Here is a 19,547-nt window from a genome sequence, read left to right as displayed (position 1 = left end):
AAGCCTCAAAAAGAGGACAAATTATACGGGCCAAAGGCGTGAATTCAAACCTTAAGTAGCAAAAAGGTGAATAAATATTTAAATATTTTTCAGCCGTCTCACTTCTGCAAATTGAAGAAAACCGGGCTGTTTTGTAAAGCGCGACGAAAGGCAAATAAAAAAAGGTCAAAAAGCGTGCAAGCGATCACATAACATACTTTTAATTGACCATTTTTAGCGCGCAGTGCTTACAAAGTAAAAATCCATCCCCATGATTAAAAAAGCAAATTTTAGTTAAACTTTATCAAACCCGTTCAAACAGAGGAAAAAACCCAGTATTGACATTTTTCACAAAATTTTAACGCGCACCTGAAAAACTACAGTCTGTATTTTTAGCAGGCTTATAATCTCAAGGTTGATAATAAATAGCAGTAATAAAAAGCAGGGGGGGACAGGAAAAGAAACCATCGTTACTAAATGGTTAAATGTAACCGAGAGTGTCCATTAATTACGCTGCCTGTTTCCCCGCTTATCCGATCATATTAACTCTACTTTTTTTGATAAATATTAACTTTTGTGGGGTTTGACAATAACCAGGTGACGCTCGCCTTCCAGTTCCGGTACGTTCAGGCGAACAATTTTTTCCAGCTCAGCGTTTGCCGGCATCAATGCCAGTTCGTCATCCGGACGCAGGCCCTTAAGCGCATAAAAACGCCCGCTAAGACCCGGCAAATGCTGACACCAGTTGATCATATCGCTTAAAGAGGCGAACGCGCGGCTAATAACGCCGTCAAAAGGCGGCTCGGCGGGAAAATCTTCAACGCGGCTTTGTACCGGCGTAACGTTATCGAGTTTTAGCTCATGCTGCACCTGGCGTAAAAAACGTACGCGTTTGCCGAGGCTGTCCAGTAAGGTAAAGTGAGCATCCGGGCGCACTATAGCCAGCGGGATGCCCGGCAGCCCCGGACCGGTCCCAACATCAATAAAGCGTGTCCCTTTCAGGTAAGGTTCCACCACAATACTGTCGAGAATATGGCGCACTAACATCTCTTGCGGGTTGCGTACCGAAGTGAGGTTATAAGCTTTGTTCCACTTATTTAGCAGCCCGACATAGTCCACTAACTGCTGTTTTTGACGATCGGGTAACGAAATACCCGCTTTTGCCAGAAGGCGCTCAAGTTTATTCAGCACGTTTATCTACCCATCAAAAAAATGGGCCGGAGAAACCCGGCCCGTCATTTAACACCGCAATCAGGCGCTACGGCGTAAAAGCCCCTGTTTTTTCAACCAGACGAGCAGGATTGAGATCGCCGCAGGCGTAATACCCGAGATGCGCGAAGCCTGCCCAATGGACGCCGGTTTATGATCGTTGAGCTTGGCGATAGCCTCATTGGACAACCCGGATACCTGCTGATAATCCAGCGTTTCCGGCAACAGCGTATTCTCGTTACGCAGTTGCTTTTCAATTTCATCCTGCTGGCGTGCAATGTAACCTTCGTATTTAACCTGTATTTCGACCTGTTCAGCGGCGCGCTCATCATCAAGCGCGGGCGAAAATGGCGTCAGCGCCGTCAGCTTTGCATAGGTCATTTCCGGGCGCTTTAGCAAATCCTCACCGCTGGCCTCGCGCGACAGCGGCGAGGTAAGCAGAGCGTTAATCTCGTCAGCGCTTGCAGAATTCGGATGCACCCAGACGTCCTTCAGGCGCTGACGTTCACGCTCAATACGTTCAACCTTCTCACTGAAACTAGCCCAGCGAGCGTCATCGACCAACCCCAACATACGGCCGGTTTCCGTCAGGCGTAAATCGGCGTTATCTTCACGCAGCATCAGGCGATATTCCGCACGTGAAGTAAACATGCGATACGGCTCTTTGGTGCCAAGCGTACACAGGTCATCCACCAGCACGCCCAGGTAGGCCTGATCGCGACGCGGCGCCCAGCCTTCCAGATCGGCGGAATAACGCGCGGCGTTCAGGCCTGCCAATAACCCTTGCGCGGCGGCTTCTTCATACCCTGTTGTACCGTTAATCTGGCCTGCGAAGAACAAACCGTGAATATGCTTACTCTCCAGCGTTAATTTAAGATCCCGTGGGTCGAAGAAATCATATTCAATAGCGTATCCGGGACGCACAATCTTTGCATTTTCCATGCCCTGCATGGAACGTACTATTTGCATCTGCACATCGAACGGCAGGCTGGTAGAGATGCCGTTAGGATAAATTTCGTTGCTGGTAAGCCCTTTCGGCTCCAGAAAAATCTGGTGTGCGTTACGATCGGCAAAACGCATTACTTTATCTTCAATTGATGGGCAGTAGCGCGGGCCGATGCCCTCAATCACCCCCGCATACATTGGGCTGCGATCCAGATTATTGCGAATCACCTCATGCGTTTTTTCGTTGGTATGGGTGATGTAGCACGGAATTTGTCGCGGATGTTGGGCAGCATTGCCGGAAAAAGAGAAGACCGGTATCGGGTCATCGCCGTGCTGAGGGGTTAATACGCTAAAATCAATGGTGCGCGCATCAATACGCGGCGGCGTGCCTGTTTTCAGGCGGCTGACGCGAAGCGGTAACTCACGCAGGCGGCGAGCCAGCGCAATGGAAGGCGGATCGCCTGCGCGACCGCCGCTGTAATTATCCAGCCCAATATGAATTTTACCATCAAGGAAAGTTCCGACGGTAAGAACAACAGCGCCCGCCCTGAATTTAAGGCCCATCTGCGTAATAACGCCCGTCACCCGGCCATTTTCAACGATAAGATCCTCAACCGCCTGCTGAAAGATCATCAGGCCAGGTTGGTTTTCAAGGCTGGTGCGTACAGCCTGGCGATACAGGACGCGATCGGCCTGCGCTCGGGTGGCGCGAACAGCCGGGCCTTTGCTGGCGTTTAGCGTCCGGAACTGAATCCCCGCTCGATCGATAGCCTGCGCCATCAAACCGCCAAGGGCGTCCACTTCTTTAACCAGATGTCCTTTTCCGATACCGCCGATCGCCGGGTTACAGGACATCTGTCCCAGTGTATCGATGTTATGGGTAAGCAGCAGGGTTTGCTGACCTGTGCGCGCCGCAGCCATTGCGGCTTCGGTACCAGCATGACCCCCGCCGATAATGATGACGTCAAAAGGATCCGGATAAAACATGGTTAACTGCCTCGCGGTTGTGCGAATTTGGGTTGCAAGCGCCCGGGGCCGGAATTCTACTTAACTTTTGGCTATCGAGAAAGCCCGGGGATCGTTAGCTATTAAAAAGAAGATCTTTCTTTATGAGATCTGTTTTATTGTGATCTCTTATTAGGATCGCAGGATGCTGTGGATAACGACTATTATGCGCTATGGATCAATAGATTACTAAGGATCGTTTGTTGTGTATTCCCGGTGATCCCGCACCGTATAAGCTGGGATCAGAATGGAGAGTTATACACAGCACAAAAACCGTACAACGCTTGTACATTGGATAACTACCGGTTGATCCAAGCTTTTAACCAGAGTTATCCACATAAAAAAGTGCGATCTTTACATTCAGTTGAGCAATTTCTGCCAGTGACTCAGCCAAATTTCTGCCGGATCCTCCGGGATTTCATGATCGAGTACATTAATCCTGAGCGTTTCCCCGATGCGGCGAGCGCCAAGTTCAGTCAATAACGCTTCTATTTTATCGATCGCGCCGCAGAAGGTGTCATATTCACGGCTGCCAATGCCAATAGCGCCGTAGCGCACGGCGCTCAGGTCGGGACGTTGCGCAGACAGAGCGTTAAAAAACGGTTGCAGATTGTCCGGCAGCTCCCCTGCGCCGTGGGTTGAACTCACCACCAGCCAGATGCCGCTGTCTGAAAGATCCGCCAGCGCGGGGCCGTGCAGGGTTGCGGTAGCGTAACCGGCTTCTTCCAGCTTTTCGGCCAGATGTTCCGCCACATATTCAGCACTGCCCAACGTACTGCCGCTGATAAGAGTAATGTCGGCCATGTAGGGTTCCGTCGTGAGTAAAACGATGCGTATTGTACGCTGTGAATCAGTTGGGATCTACCTGTGGAAATGTTGGGAATAAAAAACCCCTTTCAGGGCTTGATCGTACGCATAATGGGGTTTTGTAGTGAGATCAGCGTCTCGGTGGACTGGATCTCATCAATGGTCTGGATCTTGTTGATAAGTACTTCCTGCAGGGCATCGATAGAGCGGCACATAACCTTGATAAAAATACTGTAGTGACCGGTGGTGTACCAGGCTTCGGTAACCTCGGGAAGCTGTTCAAGCTTTGCCAGCGCCGTTGGGTAGTCCCTGGCGCTTTTGAGAATAATGCCAATAAAGCAGCATACGTCGTAGCCCAGCTTTTTCGGGCTTATATCAATCCGGGCGCCGGTAATAATGCCTGCCTGCTTCATCTTCTCCACTCGCACATGAATGGTGCCCGGGCTTACGGCAAACTGTTTGGCAAGTTCAGCGTAAGGCGTGCGTGCATTTGCCATTAGCGCTTCCAGTATGCCGCGGTCCAGATTATCGATCTGATAATTTTCCATCGTTTTTCCTCAGGTTTAATGATTAATATTCATTTTTATGGGCAATATTTTAGTGAAATAAAATGCGATATGCCTTTTTTGTTATTGAATATTGAATTGTCCCTCCGTTCTGTTGCTTAATCAATGCCATTGGACGACAGGAGTAAAAAAACAATGAAGACCGCTTATATCGCAAGACAACGACAGATCAGCGCCGTGAAATCCTGGTTTTCCCGCGAGCTGGAAGACCGCCTGGGGTTGGTTGAAGTACAGGCGCCCATTCTCAGCCGGTTAGGTGACGGGACGCAGGATAATCTGTCCGGCAGCGAGAAAGCGGTGCAGGTGCGCGTAAAGGCTATCCCTGAGGCACAATTCGAAGTTGTGCACTCGCTGGCTAAATGGAAACGTAGGACCCTTGGCCAGCATGATTTTAGCGCCGGGGAAGGGCTGTATACGCATATGAAAGCGCTACGCCCGGATGAAGATCGTCTGTCGCCGATCCACTCGGTGTACGTCGATCAGTGGGACTGGGAGCGAGTCATGGGGGAGGGTGAACGCCACCTGGCTACGCTGAAGAAAATGGTTGAAACCCTCTGGCAAGCGATTAAAGCGACCGAAGCGCGGGTAAGTCGCGAGTTCGGTTTGGCGCCGTTCCTGCCGCAGCAGATTCATTTTGTACACAGTGAAACGCTGCAAAGCCGTTTTCCGGAGCTTGACGGCAAAGGGCGTGAACGCGCGATCGCTAAAGAACTGGGCGCGGTATTTCTGATTGGCATCGGCGGGAAGCTTGCCGACGGCAGGCGCCACGACGTACGCGCGCCAGACTATGACGACTGGAGTACGCCAACCGAAGACGGTTTTGCCGGGCTTAATGGTGATATTCTGGTCTGGAACCCGGTGCTGGAAGATGCGTTTGAGATTTCTTCAATGGGCATCCGTGTTGACCCGCAAACGCTTAAGCGTCAGTTGGCTATCACGGGTGATGAAGAACGTAGCCAGCTTGCGTGGCACCAGAGCCTGATGAAAGGTGAAATGCCGCAAACGATCGGGGGCGGTATTGGCCAGTCGCGCCTTACCATGCTACTGCTACAGCTTTCACACATAGGCCAGGTGCAAAGCGGCGTATGGCCGGCAGATATTGCAGGCAGCGTGGATGATTTGCTGTAGTTCTACTGGTAATGCCAGGAATTCGCCTGCGCAATGGTATTGCTCGGTTAAGGATAAACGCTAGCTTCGCTCACTTGATGATGAACTAAATAAAGCGACGTTATCGTCAGGTACGGGTTAAGGGGCGCCTGCATGCGCCCCTTATCAATTCCGGCGGCCCCTCAAAGAGATCGCCGCCTCGCGGTACGCTCGCCTCCCAGCCATCAGCCTGCGGCAGGCCCGATGCGTGAATACCCGGACGATTTCAAAGCCTCGCCCCTTCGGGCCTGCAATATTACCTGTCAATGTTGTCCATGCTGCGTGAAGCCTCAGACCGCCATTCCTGGCGGGCTGGCCGTTTCTTGCGGCCTGCGGTTCAGCGATGTTAGCGGTGCTACAAACCTTTGTTTTTTGAAGCAGGGATTAGCGCTTCCAGCGGCGCAGCAGGCGGCTGCGCATGCCAGTATCAAAGCGCCAGATATGATCGAAGATGCGTAGAATGCCAGGTTTACCGTGTGCCGACATGGCCACTGCGTGAAAACGGTTATTGTACTGACGCCGTAGGGTTTTAACCTGACCAATAACCTCTTCAGGTAGCCGCTGGGCGATAAAATCGGAAATGATGACTGCGTCGGCATCGTGCCAGTCGCCCCCCTGCATTTTTTCGGCCACTGCGCGCAGACAACGGGCGATATCCGTGCCGCCGCGAAAGCGCTGGCTGAGAAAGCGAATTGCCTGCTCAATGCCGTCATGTCCGCTGAGTTCATAGCGCACCACTTCACTGGAAAACAGCATAATGTAGCAACGGCGGTTATCCGCCAGGGCTATACGCATCAGCGCCAGACAGAATGCTTTGGCGCATTGCTCATTAAAGCCGCCCATTGATCCTGATGTATCAACGCAGACGATAAACGGCCCGCGGGGGTGTTCGTCAAAATCCTCATGCGCCAGCGGGCGCTCAACCACTTTTTCACGCCAGGCATCTCCATGAAGGCGATAGGTCAGTAGCTGTTTTTCCGCCAGCCGCCGGTAAAATTCTAACTCCAGCTCGCTGATGCCAAGCGTTGCCAGTTCTGGCGGCAGCAGGCGCAGAATATCGTCGCTGTGCTGCAATCCGTCAACCTGTTCCGGGGTGGTTGCCGGCTCACGCACCCTCCGGCGCCAGGTTTGCGTGGGAGCATCTTTTTTTGGTACGGCTTTGGCTTTGCGCGAACGACCCAGTTGCTCCGCCAGTTTTTGCAACTCAGGCTGATGTTGCAAAAAATCGCCGTATTTGACGATGAGCTGGTAGTCGCCGCGTTGTAACCGCCCGGCACTGAGATCCCATAGCCGCCCGGCGGCGTTAACGTTTTCAACCAGAACCGGTTCAAGCTGGCCGCTCATCGCCAGCCGCTGTTGTACTTCCGCCAGCAGTTTTTCACGTTCGTTTTCCAGTAGCTGTTGGTTGAGTGCGGACACCTGCACAATCAGGCTCAGCCGCCAGCGTTGTAAAAACAGCGTCTGTAGCGCCGGGGTAAAATAAGTATTATTGTCTATCAGTTGTTGAGCCTGAACGCTAAACGGCGAGTCTACCTCCTGCAATAGCCTGAGCGTTGCGGGCAAACGAGCGTTGAACGGCGAGCCGGAGAGTTGTTGGCTGTTTTGGTATTCCTGTATTTCTTTCGCCAGGCCTGGCGGGGCGGGGGTGTGCTGCAACCGGGCGCGCAGCCGTTCACGCCAGCGCGGCATATCACGTAGTAGCGCATTTTTCAGGCGCGGAAACTTTTCAAAAAATATCGCTAACTGCGGAGCTGCCAGCAAAGCGAGAAGAATATCTTCAATGAGCTGTCCTTCACTGATGCCGATAATGGCGTCCAGCGTGGCCAGGCTTAGCACTGACGCGCCTGCTTAATTTGCGTTGCCACTTCCTGAAGGCTGGCTTCAATACGCCCAAGCCAGTCGGCGGGAATGAACAGGCATTTTTGCTGTTCGCTAAAACGCCGATGCTGGTGATGATAATCTTCTTCCAGTTCGTCAAGCTGTATGACGGTTTCCTGTGGAAGACCGCTTTGCTGCGTCCCTGGCCGCGCCAGCGCCGTGCCTTTGAGACTAACGTCGCGGATAATCAGGTGTTGTGCATCGTTCACTTCCAGCGCCAGCGGCTGGGCAAAGCCAATGCCGTTAAGCTTGCCGCGGATTTCACCGCCTTTTTGCAGCCACTGGGTTAGCGCTGTGCGAACGATCTCCACGTGAATAACTTCCATATCGTGCAGGCGGAGCGGCTGTTGTAAAAACAGGGTCAGGTTTTCGCCGGTAAGCGATTCCGGCAGCGTATAGTGCGGCTTGCGGCTGAATATCCCGCCCAGGCGTTCCACTTTAAGCGCGCTGCGGTCGCTGTGCTGCTGTTGAAGCTGTAAGCGTTGCTGCGCAATCGCCCCCAGGCGGGTCAACATCTCCTGCTGCTGCCAGGCGCTGCCGGTCATTAGCAACTCCACCTGCTGTTGCAGCAGGTCCCTGGCATTCATATCGTGCCACAGGCAATCTTTTAGCAAAATAAGGTCAATGGGGGCTACTTCGCTACGTCCGCTGAAAAAAGCGCAGGCCTGAAGCAGGCGTAACGCCTTTTTCCAGCGCCTGTCGGAAACGTAAGGCGCCTGCGTTAGCGCTTCCAGGCGTTGTCGCAGCTGGTAAATCAGCTCAAATACTTCGCCAGGTAGCGTAACTTTGCTTATTTCTTCCTGCCAGCGATGGTATTCGTCATCGCTTACCTGAAGCGCGGGCGCCACCGGATTTTCATTTTCATGATGTTGGCTGGTAAGCATTGCCTGAAAATTGCTTTTATCCTGCACTCTGTCGAGCAGCAGACGTATCAGCATACGATCGTAGAGCGCCTCAAGGCTGCTGTCATCTTCCGGTAGTTCATTAGAGGCGGCTACCAGAAGGCGCATCGGGATTTTTACTTCCTGCGCGCCGTTGCGAAAGCGGCGTTCGTTAATGGCTGTCAATAGCGTATTGAGGATGGCCGGACCCGCTTTCCAGATTTCATCCAGAAATACGATTTCCGCTTCTGGCAGGTATCCGCCAGTGAGGCGTTCATAACGCCCCTCGTCTTTCAGAGCCTGGATAGAAAGCGGGCCAAAAACTTCTTCTGGTGTGGAGAAGCGGGTCATCAGATATTCAAAAGCGCGAGCATTACGAAAGGCGTATTTCAGGCGGCGGGCAATCAGGCTTTTGGCAATACCAGGCGGGCCCAGCAAAAAGACGCTTTCGCCGCTCAGCGCTGCAAGCAGGCACAGACGCACGGCATGGCTGCGTTCAAATAGCCCGGTTTCCAGCGCCTGGCTTAACCGCGTGATGCGTTCTGCTAATAAATTTACGTAAGCCATCGTTATCTGTGCGTCCTTACCCGTCAATTGGCTCGGGATGGCATTATAATCGTTTCCGATATTAACCGTTAACCCGCTGAATCAAACAATAAAAGGGTTTTACTCTGGTTAATTTACCTGTAACGCAGGGTACTATTTTCACGTTAATCGTGCATACTGGGCGCCTTTCGCGGCCCGTTCGGGACGTTAAATCATCAATATCTGAATAAAGTTTAGTCTATGAGCACTGATAAAAAAGAAGCCCTGCCAGCGATTACGCTGGCGGCTATCGGGGTTGTTTATGGCGATATTGGTACCAGTCCTCTTTATACACTACGTGAATGTCTGTCCGGTCAGTTTGGGTTTGGCGTGGAACGTGACGCCATTTTAGGCTTTCTGTCATTGATTTTCTGGCTACTGGTTATTGTCGTTTCTGTTAAGTATCTGTCATTTGTTATGCGTGCCGATAATGCCGGCGAGGGCGGTATACTGACGTTAATGTCCCTTGCCGGGCGCAACACATCGGCGAAAATGACCTCTGTTCTGGTTATTATGGGGCTTATCGGCGGCAGTTTTTTCTATGGTGAGGTCGTTATCACCCCGGCGATATCGGTAATGTCGGCCATTGAAGGGTTGGAAATTGCCGCGCCATCGCTCGATGCATACATTGTCCCGCTGTCGATTGCGGTGCTGACGCTGCTGTTTGTTATTCAAAAGCACGGCACGGGGTTGGTGGGTAAACTGTTTGCGCCAATTATGCTGACGTGGTTTCTGGTACTGGCGATGCTTGGCCTGCGTAGTATTACCGGCAACCCGGAGGTACTGCTGGCGCTAAACCCAATGTGGGCTGCGCATTTCTTCATTGAATATAAAGCGGTGTCGTTTGTGGCGCTGGGGGCGGTTGTGCTGGCGATTACCGGCGTGGAAGCGCTCTATGCGGATATGGGGCATTTCGGTAAGCTGCCTATTCGCATTGCCTGGTTCACCGTAGTGTTGCCGTCTCTGGTACTTAACTATTTTGGCCAGGGCGCGCTGCTTCTGAAGTCGCCGGAGGCTATTAAGAATCCGTTTTTTTTGCAGGCGCCGGACTGGGCGCTCATCCCGTTACTGATACTGGCAACACTGGCAACGGTTATTGCTTCTCAGGCGGTTATTTCCGGCGTATTTTCGCTTACCCGCCAGGCGGTGCGCCTGGGGTACCTTTCTCCAATGCGCATTATTCACACATCGGAAATGGAGTCCGGGCAGATTTACATCCCGGTAATAAACTGGTTGCTCTATTTTGCCGTCGTGCTGGTGATTGTGAGTTTTGAGCGCTCCAGCAACCTTGCGGCAGCTTATGGGATTGCGGTAACGGGCACGATGGTGCTGACTTCCATTCTCTCCTGCACAGTGGCGCGTAAAAACTGGCACTGGAATAAGTTTCTGGTACTGCTGATTGGCCTGGTGTTTCTGTGTGTGGACGTACCGCTCTTTCTGGCCAATGTGCAGAAGATTTTCTCCGGCGGCTGGCTGCCTCTTTGCCTGGGCCTGGCGATGTTTACCATCATGACCACCTGGAAAAGTGAGCGCTTTCGCCTGTTGCGCCGTATGCATGAACATGGCAATTCGCTGGAGGCGCTGATTGCCTCGCTGGAAAAGTCACCGCCGGTGCGCGTGCAGGGAACGGCGGTCTATATGTCGCGAGCGTTGAATGTGATTCCGTTTGCTCTGCTGCATAACCTCAAGCATAACAAGGTACTGCACGAGCGTGTAATTTTGCTGACGTTGCGTACTGAAGATGCGCCGTATGTACATAACGTAAAGCGCGTCTCCATTGAACCGCTTTCTCCCACATTCTGGCGCGTGGTGGCCAGCTACGGGTGGCGGGAAACGCCAAATGTGGAAGAAGTGTTCCACCGCTGCGGGCTGGAAGGGCTGAGTTGCCGGATGATGGAAACTTCTTTTTTTATGTCACATGAATCTTTGATCATCGGTAAGCGCCCCTGGTATTTACGCCTGCGCGGAAAACTGTTTTTGCTGCTTCAGCGTAATGCGTTGCGCGCGCCGGACCAGTTTGAAATTCCGCCGAACCGGGTTATCGAGCTGGGGACGCAGGTTGAGATTTAACGCTGAAACTGGCTTGCCGTTAAAACGGAAAATATGAGGCGGTGACATTCACCGAAGTTGATAGCTTAATTTGAGTGAACGAAATAAAGGGGGGAGTCGTTGCGGCTTCCCCCTTATTGTTTTGCATTCTATTTGTCGTCTATCGCTCAAAACGCCGGCGTGAGCGTTTTATTCAGGTAGCGAATGTTAATACAACGGGCATGTTACCCATTATTTTTCTTATGGTATTAGCTGAAACGATAAGTCTTACAAAGACAGATAAAGCGTATCGATAACGATCACATTTCTATTAAGTTGTGATTGTTTTATTAACAATGTCATTACTAAACTTGACGCCAGCGAAACGTTTCGCTGCTGGAGTTGAAAAATGAAAAAAGGCACGCTACTTAACGCGGACATTTCTTCGGTCGTTTCCCGCCTGGGTCATACGGATATGCTAACTATCAGCGATGCCGGTTTGCCTGTTCCGCGTGGTCCATCGCGTATCGATATGGCTTTGTCGCACGGTATCCCTTCCTTTATGCAGGTGCTGAAAGCGGTAACGGCGGAAATGCAGGTTGAGAAAGCCGTGCTGGCTGAGGAGATTAAACAGTACAACTCAGCGCTCCATGAAACGTTGCTTGAGCAAATCAGGCTGCTGCAACACCACCAGGGAAATATCATTGCTCTGCATTACGTGACACACGAGCAATTCAAACAAGAAACGGCTAATAGTCGTGCGGTTATTCGCAGCGGGGAATGTTCCCCGTATGCGAACATCATTCTTTACGCTGGCGTAACGTTCTGAGGCCGGTATGCAAGCACTTCTGGAACTTAAAGGGATTGATAAATCGTTCCCTGGCGTTAAGGCGCTTTGCGGCGCTGCGCTGAACGTTTATCCCGGCCGCGTGATGGCGCTGGTGGGAGAAAACGGCGCAGGTAAATCCACGATGATGAAAATACTGACCGGCATCTACACCAAAGATGCCGGTTCGCTGCGATGGTTGGGAAAAGACACGGCCTTCAGCGGGCCAAAAGCTTCTCAGGACGCGGGGATTGGCATTATTCACCAGGAACTGAACCTGATCCCCGCGCTCACTATTGCGGAGAATATCTTCCTTGGCCGCGAGTTTGTGGGGCGCTTCGGTCGCATTGACTGGAAAAAGATGTACGATGAAGCTGATAAGTGGTTGAAAAAACTTAATCTGCGTTTTACCAGCCGCCGGTTAGTCGGCGAGCTTTCCATTGGCGATCAGCAAATGGTTGAGATTGCCAGGGCACTGAGTTTTGAATCAAAGGTTATCATCATGGATGAACCGACGGATGCGCTTACCGACACTGAAACCGAGTCGCTATTTCGTACCATCCGTGAATTAAAGGCGCAGGGCTGTGGCATTGTGTACATTTCGCACCGCATGAAAGAGATTTTTGACATTTGCGATGATGTAACGGTTTTTCGCGACGGGCAGTTTATTGCCGAACGTGAGGTGGATACGCTGACAGAGGACAAACTCATTGAAATGATGGTAGGCCGCAAACTTGAAGATCAATATCCACGACTTGATAACGAACCAGGCGATGTCCGTCTGCAGGTTGACAGACTCTGCGGCCCCGGCATACACAATGTGAGTTTTACGCTGCGCAGAGGAGAGATACTCGGCGTCTGCGGTCTGATGGGGGCCGGGCGTACAGAATTGATGAAAGTGCTGTACGGGGCGCTGCCGCGTAGCGGCGGTAGCGTAGCGCTGGACGGGCGTGAAGTTGTAACGCATATGCCACAGGATGGGCTGTTAAACGGTATCGTTTATATTTCTGAAGACCGTAAACGCGATGGCCTGGTGCTGGGGATGTCGGTAAAAGAGAATATGTCCCTTACTGCGCTGCGCTATTTCAGCAGCGGGGGGGGACGCCTCAGGCATAAGGAGGAAGCGCAGGCCGTGCTGGATTTTATCCGCCTGTTTAATATTAAAACGCCGTCAATAAATCAAACTATCGGTCTGTTGTCCGGCGGCAATCAGCAGAAAGTGGCGATTGCCCGCGGTCTGATGACGCGCCCAAAAGTACTTATTCTCGATGAGCCAACCCGTGGCGTGGATGTGGGCGCCAAAAAAGAGATCTACCAGCTTATTAACCAGTTTAAAGCTAAAGGGCTGAGCATCATTCTGGTGTCCAGCGAAATGCCTGAGGTGCTTGGCATGAGCGACCGCATTATGGTGATGCACGAAGGCCATAACGGCGGTGAATTTACGCGCGCGCAGGCTACTCAGGAAACGCTGATGGCCGCCGCTGTCGGCAAGCTACACAGCGCGTATCAGGAGCAGCAAGCATGAGCGGCACAACCCAGTCTGTTGCAAACCGTCGCTGGTTTAGCAAAACGTGGCTGATGGAGCAAAAATCCCTGATAGCCCTGCTGGTGCTGATTGCGATTGTCTCTACCCTCAGCCCTAACTTTTTTACTCTCAATAATCTGTTTAATATCCTGCAACAAACCTCTGTCAACGCCATTATGGCTGTAGGGATGACGCTGGTTATCCTTACTTCAGGTATCGACCTGTCGGTGGGTTCGCTGCTGGCGCTCACCGGCGCGGTAGCCGCGTCGATAGTAGGGGCTGAGGTCAACGCGCTGGTGGCGGTAGCCGCAGCGCTGGCGCTTGGCGCTGCCGTAGGCGGTGTGACCGGCGTCATTGTTGCTAAAGGCAAAGTACAGGCGTTTATTGCTACGTTAGTAATGATGCTGCTGCTGCGCGGCGTGACAATGGTGTATACCAATGGCAGCCCGGTTAATACCGGTTTTACCGATAACGCCGATTTATTTGGCTGGTTCGGCATTGGCCGCCCGCTTGGCATCCCCACGCCGGTATGGATTATGGCGGTTGTTTTCCTGGCGGCGTGGTACATGCTGCATCACACCCGGTTAGGCCGTTACATCTATGCGCTGGGCGGTAACGAGGCGGCCACTCGCTTATCCGGGATTAACGTCAACAAAATCAAAGTAGTCGTCTACTCGCTATGCGGCATGCTGGCCGCGCTGGCTGGCGTGATTGAAGTCGCGCGTTTGTCTTCAGCGCAGCCTACGGCAGGCACTGGCTATGAACTGGATGCAATTGCCGCAGTGGTGCTGGGCGGCACCAGCCTGGCAGGCGGTAAAGGCCGCATCGTTGGAACGTTAATCGGCGCGCTGATCCTCGGTTTCCTCAATAATGGCCTGAATCTGTTAGGCGTTTCTTCTTATTACCAGACGATCGTGAAAGCGGTGGTTATTCTACTGGCGGTGCTGGTGGACAATAAAAAACAGTAATAAAGGACATCTACGATTATGAACATGAAAAAACTCGCGACATTAGCATCCGCCATTGCGCTCAGCGCTACCGTCAGCGCTAACGCTGTGGCGAAAGACACTATTGCGCTGGTTATCTCAACGCTGAATAACCCGTTCTTTGTAACCCTTAAAGACGGAGCGCAGAAAGAGGCCGACAAACTGGGCTATAACCTGGTCGTACTCGATTCTCAGAATAATCCGGCAAAAGAACTGGCTAACGTACAGGATCTGACAGTACGCGGCGCGAAGCTGCTGATGATTAACCCTACCGACTCTGACGCCGTTGGCAATGCGGTGAAAATGGCAAACCAGGCAAAAATCCCGGTGATTACGCTCGATCGCCAGGCTTCAAATGGCGATGTGGTAAGCCATATCGCATCCGACAACGTGGCGGGCGGTAAGATGGCCGGAGATTTCATTGCACAGAAACTGGGCGAAGGCGCAAAAGTTATTGAATTACAGGGCATTGCGGGAACATCTGTCGCGCGTGAGCGTGGAGAAGGGTTTAAACAGGCCGCAGCGGCGCATAAATTTACTGTACTTGGCAGCCAGCCGGCTGATTTTGACCGCACCCGTGGGCTGAACGTAATGCAAAACCTGTTGACCGCGCATCCTGGCGTCCAGGCTGTGTTTGCCCAGAATGATGAAATGGCGCTGGGAGCGCTGCGTGCATTGCAAACTGCGGGTAAAAGCGACGTGCTGGTTGTTGGGTTTGATGGCACAGCAGATGGTATAAAAGCGGTTGATGGTGGCAAAATGGGGGCTACCGTCGCTCAGCAGCCTGAGCAGATCGGTGCTATTGGCGTTCAAACCGCAGATAACGTACTGAAAGGCAATAAAGTGGACGCTAAAATCCCGGTTGATTTAAAACTGATTACTCAATAACACTATCAAAGAAAGCAGGGCAATGCGCCGCCTTCGGGCGGCGCAACTTTACGGATGCATCACCATGAAAACCACAGGTCAACTCGTTGTTCTGGGCAGTATCAACGCCGACCATATCCTTAATCTCGACCGTTTTCCTGCATCGGGCGAAACGTTAACCGGGCGTCATTATCAGGTGGCATTTGGGGGAAAAGGCGCCAATCAGGCGGTGGCCGCCGGGCGCAGCGGCGCGGATATCGCATTTATCGCCTGCGTGGGCGATGACGAGGTCGGTGCGCGCGTGCGCCATCAGCTACAGCAGGATCGTGTGGATGTCGCATCGGTTAGCGTAGCGGCTGGCGAAGCCACCGGCGTGGCGCTGATATTCGTAAATGATGCAGGCGAAAACGTTATTGGCATTCACGCTGGCGCTAACGGCAGGCTATCGCCGCAGAGAGTAGAGGCTGAGCGCGAACGCATCAGTATGGCGCGGGCGTTATTAATGCAACTGGAATCGCCGCCTGAAAGCGTACTGGCTGCGGCGCGTATCGCCAGGCGCTATGGGGTTTTGACCGTTCTCAATCCCGCGCCGGCCAGCGCGCTGCCAGATGAGCTACTTGCATTGGTTGATATTATCACACCCAATGAAACGGAAGCCGAAACGCTGACCGGCGTGGCGGTCAAAGATGACGCCAGCGCGGCGCAGGCGGCGGCAATACTGCATAAAAAAGGGATTCCGACCGTATTAATTACGCTTGGCAGACGTGGCGTCTGGATGAGTGAAAATGGCAAGGGGCAACGTATTGCGGGGTTCGCCGTTAAGGCTGTGGATACCATTGCTGCTGGCGATACCTTTAACGGCGCATTGCTCACCGCTATTCTTGAAAACAAGTCACTGCCCGACGCCATTCGTTTTGCCCATGCGGCGGCGGCAATCGCCGTAACCCGGCAGGGAGCGCAGCCTTCCGTACCCTGGAGAGAGGAAATCGATGCGTTTTTAGCAAAACAGAGGTGATCTTTTGGCCACAATGAAAGATGTAGCCCGCCTTGCGGGCGTTTCCACATCTACCGTCTCTCACGTTATTAATAACGATCGTTTCGTTAGCGACGCCATTCGGATGCGGGTTGAAGATGCTGTAAAAACGCTCAACTATGCGCCTTCGGCGCTGGCGCGCAGCCTTAAAATAAGTCAAACCCATACCATCGGCATGTTGATTACCGCCAGTTCAAACCCGTTTTACTCTGAAGTCGTGCACAATGTGGAACGAAGCTGCTTTGAGCGTGGTTATAGCCTGGTTCTGTGCAATACAGAAGGTGACGAGCAACGCATGAATCGTAACCTTGAGACACTGCTGCAAAAGCGCGTTGACGGGCTGCTATTACTGTGTACGGAAACCTATCTGCCTTCGCTGGATATTATGCGACGTTATCCCACTATCCCCACAGTGATGATGGACTGGTCGCCGTTCGAAGGCAGTAGCGATCTGATACAGGATAACTCGCTGCTTGGCGGCAATATCGCCACGCAACATTTGATTGATAAAGGTTATCAGCGCATTGCATGTATTACCGGCTCGCTTGATAAAACGCCTGCGCGGCTGCGGCTTGAAGGCTATCGTTCGGCTATGGCCCGCGCCGGTTTACCTGTGCTGCCAGGATATGTATTTGTCGGGAATTTTGAATTTTCCGGCGGGTTTAGCGCTATGCAAAGCCTGCTGGCGCTGGAAACCCCGCCGCAGGCCGTTTTTTGTGGTAATGACGCTATGGCTTTCGGCGCCTGTCAGGCGCTGTGGCAAGCCGGGCTGGCTGTACCCAAAGATATGGCGCTGGTGGGTTATGACAATATTGAACTGGCGCGCTACATGACGCCGCCGCTTACCACGGTTCACCAGCCGAAGCATGAATTAGCCGAGCTGGCCGTTAATGTGCTTATCCAGCGTATAACAAAACCTGATATGCAGCAGCAGCTTTTGCAGACAACGCCGACGCTGGTGGTACGTGGTTCCTGCTAATGTTTCTGACGTTCTGAAAACATATTTCGGCCATCGTTCGGGCGCAGTAGCATAAACACCAGCGCTGATATGACAGTTACGGCGCCCATAGTGATAAACGTAGCGTGAAACTGATCGAGAGTGCTTACTCCCTGGCTCCCATAAAAACGTAATACCGCAGCGCTGACCGCCACGCCAAGACTTATTGATAGTTGTTGTGTTACCGCAAGCATACTGTTGCCGCTGCTGGCGTTTTCGTCGGTTAAATTGGCAAGCGTAATCGTATTCATGGCGGTAAACTGGGTGGACATCGCCATCCCCAGGATAAACAGCGGGATCAGCAACATCCAGATGGGCAACATTGCCGTTTGTAGCGAGAACTGCGCGATTATCAGGCCGATAAAAATTGTGATGAACACCAGCGTGCGACGATAGCCGATGCGGCGTAGTACGCGAGTGACGACCGATTTAGCCACAATGGAGCCAATAGCTGTAGGCGCCATCATGCAACCGGCAATAAGCGCGCTATAACCAAAACCTACCTGTAACATTAACGGCATCAGAAAGGGGACGCAGCCGGTGCCCAGACGCGAAGCGATATTTCCGGCGATCCCTACCGAGAAAGTGCGGATTTTAAATATGGGCAGCGCAATCAACGGCGAAGCGGCACGACGCGCGTGCAGAATATAGCTTATCAACAACAGCGCTCCACCGGTTAGGACAACCAACGCTATCCAACTTGCCACAATATGTTCGCCAAAAAGTTCCATACCGCTGGAAATGAGCACCAGGCCCAACCCAAACAGGAAAAAACCCTTTATATCAAATCGATGGCCTGGCGCGGTAAAGTTGGGCATATAGTGGCGCGCATAAAGCAGCCCAAGTGCGCCAATCGGGATATTTATCAGGAAAATCCAGTGCCAACTGGCCCATGTAACCAGTACGCCGCCCAGCATCGGACCGATAACAGGGCCAATCAGGCCAGGCATAGTAACGAAGTTAAGTACCGGCAATAGCTCGCTGCGCGGATAAGCGCGCAGCAGCGCCAGCCTTGCCACCGGCATCATCATCGCACCGCCGACGCCCTGAATAATACGAAAGATAACCAGTTCAATAAGGGAGTTCGATAAAGCGCAGGCCAGCGAACCCAGCGTAAACAGCGTAACGGCCAGCATAAAGACCCGCCGCGTGCCGTAACGGTTCGCCAGCCAGCCGCTGACGGGAATTAGCATTGCTACCGTTAACGCATAGCTAATCACCGCTGACTGCATTGCCAGCGGTGAGCGCGACAGCGTGTGGGCGATGGCGGGAAGGGCCGTATTAAGTATGGTGGCATCCAGCGCCTGCATAAAAAAAGCCATTGCCGCAATCCAGGGCAGACCAGCCATACTGCGTGCTTTCGACATAGATACGTTCTTAGCGTTCCGGGACAGGCGCATTTAATAACGTAATACAGGCGCTGTAGGCGGCGTTGCCATTGACGTTGACAATGGCATCGACTATCGCCTGATGTAGATCGAGCTTCACTACATCATTGTTCACAACTGACTTGAAATAATTGTAATAGACTGAGCGGAACAGGTTGGAGAAAGAGCGAAGAAACGGGTTATGACTCATTTCATAAATATGTTCATGGAAAGCCATATCGACATCTACCCACTGTTGGCGATCGAAAACATGTTTTAACGCATGCATTTGGGACATGATAGTGAGGAGTTTTGTTTTTTGCTCATGGGTGGCCTGAGTCGCGGCAAGCGAACAGGCCTGTGGTTCAAGTGACCGACGCATAACTAAAAATTCATCAACAACCTGTGAAAATTGATTAACTTCTATCCACCAGGTTAGTAATTCCTTATCAAAGAAATTCCATTGGTTTTGCGGCAGGACGCGGGTACCGATGCGTGGACGCGGTAGTAGCATGCCTTTTGCGGCCAGTGTTTTTATCGCTTCTCTTACCGCCGTACGACTAACGCCAAATAGCTCACCAAGCTCAATTTCACCCGGTAAGATGCGGCCGGGCGCATATTCACCACGTAAAATTCGCTGTGCCAGTTTGCCAGCCAGTACCCAGGAGAGGTTTTTTTGCGCTGCTTGCTGTTGAGCGAAGAAAGACATAGATACATTCCTGAACTAAAAATTATCTATCAGTATGCCACTGGCCCGGCGGTATACGGTGGGAAAAACCACAAAAAAAGTTGGAAAAGCTGCTTTTTGCGGTCTGGCGCTGAAAAATTATTCGTTTAAACGTTTTTTTTAAATAACCACTTGTCAGTTACGTTTCAGCCCCTATAATGCGCCACCACTGACACGGCGCGACGGCGTA

16 protein-coding genes are annotated in these 19,547 nt (G+C 52.2%); 8 read left to right on the top strand and 8 right to left on the bottom strand.

Annotated features, from left to right (window positions below; genetic code table 11):
- Positions 1 to 546 precede the first annotated feature (546 nt).
- From rsmG to asnC, 4 genes are all read right to left on the bottom strand, one after another.
- Positions 547 to 1,170 (bottom strand): 16S rRNA (guanine(527)-N(7))-methyltransferase RsmG, encoded by a 624-nt coding sequence (gene rsmG, locus JJB97_RS02915; protein ID WP_238712308.1) that lies wholly within the window; start codon positions 1,168 to 1,170, stop codon positions 547 to 549.
- Between the two features lie 60 nt (positions 1,171 to 1,230).
- On the bottom strand, positions 1,231 to 3,120 hold the full coding sequence (gene mnmG, locus JJB97_RS02910; RefSeq protein ID WP_238712307.1) for a tRNA uridine-5-carboxymethylaminomethyl(34) synthesis enzyme MnmG: 1,890 nt from the start codon (positions 3,118 to 3,120) through the stop codon (positions 1,231 to 1,233).
- A 378-nt stretch (positions 3,121 to 3,498) separates the two neighbouring features.
- Positions 3,499 to 3,942, bottom strand: coding sequence for an FMN-binding protein MioC (mioC, locus tag JJB97_RS02905; protein WP_238712306.1), 444 nt, complete (start codon positions 3,940 to 3,942; stop codon positions 3,499 to 3,501).
- 92 nt (positions 3,943 to 4,034) lie between these two features.
- Entirely contained in the window at positions 4,035 to 4,493 is a 459-nt protein-coding gene (asnC, locus tag JJB97_RS02900) for a transcriptional regulator AsnC (protein ID WP_238712305.1), read from the bottom strand.
- A gap of 153 nt (positions 4,494 to 4,646) precedes the next feature.
- Here asnC and asnA point away from each other — a divergent pair, with 153 nt between their 5' ends.
- A complete protein-coding gene (gene asnA / locus JJB97_RS02895; RefSeq protein WP_238712304.1) occupies positions 4,647 to 5,639 on the top strand; it encodes an aspartate--ammonia ligase in 993 nt (330 codons plus the stop codon).
- Between the two features lie 402 nt (positions 5,640 to 6,041).
- On the opposite strand, the gene viaA is transcribed toward asnA, so the two are convergent.
- Both viaA and ravA read right to left on the bottom strand, forming a co-directional pair.
- Positions 6,042 to 7,493 (bottom strand): ATPase RavA stimulator ViaA, encoded by a 1,452-nt coding sequence (viaA, locus tag JJB97_RS02890; protein WP_238712303.1) that lies wholly within the window; start codon positions 7,491 to 7,493, stop codon positions 6,042 to 6,044.
- Positions 7,487 to 8,983, bottom strand: coding sequence for an ATPase RavA (ravA, locus tag JJB97_RS02885; RefSeq protein ID WP_238712302.1), 1,497 nt, complete (start codon positions 8,981 to 8,983; stop codon positions 7,487 to 7,489). The genes viaA and ravA overlap by 7 nt, the downstream gene beginning before the upstream one ends.
- Positions 8,984 to 9,202: 219 nt before the next feature.
- Between ravA and kup the strand changes: the two genes are divergently transcribed.
- From kup to rbsR, 7 genes are all read left to right on the top strand, one after another.
- On the top strand, positions 9,203 to 11,071 hold the full coding sequence (gene kup / locus JJB97_RS02880) for a low affinity potassium transporter Kup (protein ID WP_238712301.1): 1,869 nt from the start codon (positions 9,203 to 9,205) through the stop codon (positions 11,069 to 11,071).
- A 367-nt stretch (positions 11,072 to 11,438) separates the two neighbouring features.
- Positions 11,439 to 11,858: a D-ribose pyranase gene (gene rbsD / locus JJB97_RS02875; protein ID WP_238712300.1), complete on the top strand. Its 420-nt coding sequence runs from the start codon at positions 11,439 to 11,441 to the stop codon at positions 11,856 to 11,858.
- A 7-nt stretch (positions 11,859 to 11,865) separates the two neighbouring features.
- Positions 11,866 to 13,380: a ribose ABC transporter ATP-binding protein RbsA gene (gene rbsA / locus JJB97_RS02870; protein ID WP_238712299.1), complete on the top strand. Its 1,515-nt coding sequence runs from the start codon at positions 11,866 to 11,868 to the stop codon at positions 13,378 to 13,380.
- Positions 13,377 to 14,348 carry a ribose ABC transporter permease gene (gene rbsC, locus JJB97_RS02865; RefSeq protein ID WP_238712298.1) on the top strand — a complete coding sequence of 324 codons (972 nt, stop codon included), beginning with the start codon at positions 13,377 to 13,379 and terminating at the stop codon, positions 14,346 to 14,348. The genes rbsA and rbsC overlap by 4 nt, the downstream gene beginning before the upstream one ends.
- A gap of 18 nt (positions 14,349 to 14,366) precedes the next feature.
- A complete protein-coding gene (gene rbsB / locus JJB97_RS02860) occupies positions 14,367 to 15,254 on the top strand; it encodes a ribose ABC transporter substrate-binding protein RbsB (RefSeq protein ID WP_238712297.1) in 888 nt (295 codons plus the stop codon).
- 64 nt (positions 15,255 to 15,318) lie between these two features.
- On the top strand, positions 15,319 to 16,248 hold the full coding sequence (gene rbsK / locus JJB97_RS02855) for a ribokinase (protein ID WP_238712296.1): 930 nt from the start codon (positions 15,319 to 15,321) through the stop codon (positions 16,246 to 16,248).
- 4 nt (positions 16,249 to 16,252) lie between these two features.
- Positions 16,253 to 17,245: a ribose operon transcriptional repressor RbsR gene (gene rbsR / locus JJB97_RS02850; protein ID WP_238712295.1), complete on the top strand. Its 993-nt coding sequence runs from the start codon at positions 16,253 to 16,255 to the stop codon at positions 17,243 to 17,245.
- Here rbsR and mdtD read toward each other — a convergent pair.
- Together mdtD and JJB97_RS02840 are read right to left on the bottom strand one after the other, a co-directional pair.
- Positions 17,242 to 18,663: a multidrug transporter subunit MdtD gene (gene mdtD, locus JJB97_RS02845; RefSeq protein ID WP_238712294.1), complete on the bottom strand. Its 1,422-nt coding sequence runs from the start codon at positions 18,661 to 18,663 to the stop codon at positions 17,242 to 17,244. The two genes, rbsR and mdtD, sit on opposite strands and share 4 nt — an antisense overlap.
- Positions 18,641 to 19,339 (bottom strand): FadR/GntR family transcriptional regulator, encoded by a 699-nt coding sequence (locus tag JJB97_RS02840; protein WP_238712293.1) that lies wholly within the window; start codon positions 19,337 to 19,339, stop codon positions 18,641 to 18,643. Before JJB97_RS02840 ends, mdtD begins: the two co-directional genes overlap by 23 nt.
- Positions 19,340 to 19,547: the final 208 nt, after the last annotated feature.

The organism is Tenebrionibacter intestinalis (assembly GCF_016632365.1).
Taxonomy (GTDB): domain Bacteria; phylum Pseudomonadota; class Gammaproteobacteria; order Enterobacterales; family Enterobacteriaceae; genus Tenebrionibacter; species Tenebrionibacter intestinalis.
This window is presented reverse-complemented; position numbering and strand designations above follow the sequence as displayed.

Bases quoted from the DNA above. Each gene is read 5' to 3' on its own strand.
- mnmG (WP_238712307.1), bottom strand. From the start codon at position 3,120: ATGTTTTATCCGGATCCTTTTGACGTCATCATTATCGGCGGGGGTCAT.
- mioC (WP_238712306.1), bottom strand. From the start codon at position 3,942: ATGGCCGACATTACTCTTATCAGCGGCAGTACGTTGGGCAGTGCTGAA.
- asnC (WP_238712305.1), bottom strand. From the start codon at position 4,493: ATGGAAAATTATCAGATCGATAATCTGGACCGCGGCATACTGGAAGCG.
- asnA (WP_238712304.1), top strand. From the start codon at position 4,647: ATGAAGACCGCTTATATCGCAAGACAACGACAGATCAGCGCCGTGAAA.
- ravA (WP_238712302.1), bottom strand. From the start codon at position 8,983: ATGGCTTACGTAAATTTATTAGCAGAACGCATCACGCGGTTAAGCCAG.
- kup (WP_238712301.1), top strand. From the start codon at position 9,203: ATGAGCACTGATAAAAAAGAAGCCCTGCCAGCGATTACGCTGGCGGCT.
- rbsD (WP_238712300.1), top strand. From the start codon at position 11,439: ATGAAAAAAGGCACGCTACTTAACGCGGACATTTCTTCGGTCGTTTCC.
- rbsA (WP_238712299.1), top strand. From the start codon at position 11,866: ATGCAAGCACTTCTGGAACTTAAAGGGATTGATAAATCGTTCCCTGGC.
- rbsC (WP_238712298.1), top strand. From the start codon at position 13,377: ATGAGCGGCACAACCCAGTCTGTTGCAAACCGTCGCTGGTTTAGCAAA.
- rbsB (WP_238712297.1), top strand. From the start codon at position 14,367: ATGAACATGAAAAAACTCGCGACATTAGCATCCGCCATTGCGCTCAGC.
- rbsK (WP_238712296.1), top strand. From the start codon at position 15,319: ATGAAAACCACAGGTCAACTCGTTGTTCTGGGCAGTATCAACGCCGAC.
- mdtD (WP_238712294.1), bottom strand. From the start codon at position 18,663: ATGCGCCTGTCCCGGAACGCTAAGAACGTATCTATGTCGAAAGCACGC.
- JJB97_RS02840 (WP_238712293.1), bottom strand. From the start codon at position 19,339: ATGTCTTTCTTCGCTCAACAGCAAGCAGCGCAAAAAAACCTCTCCTGG.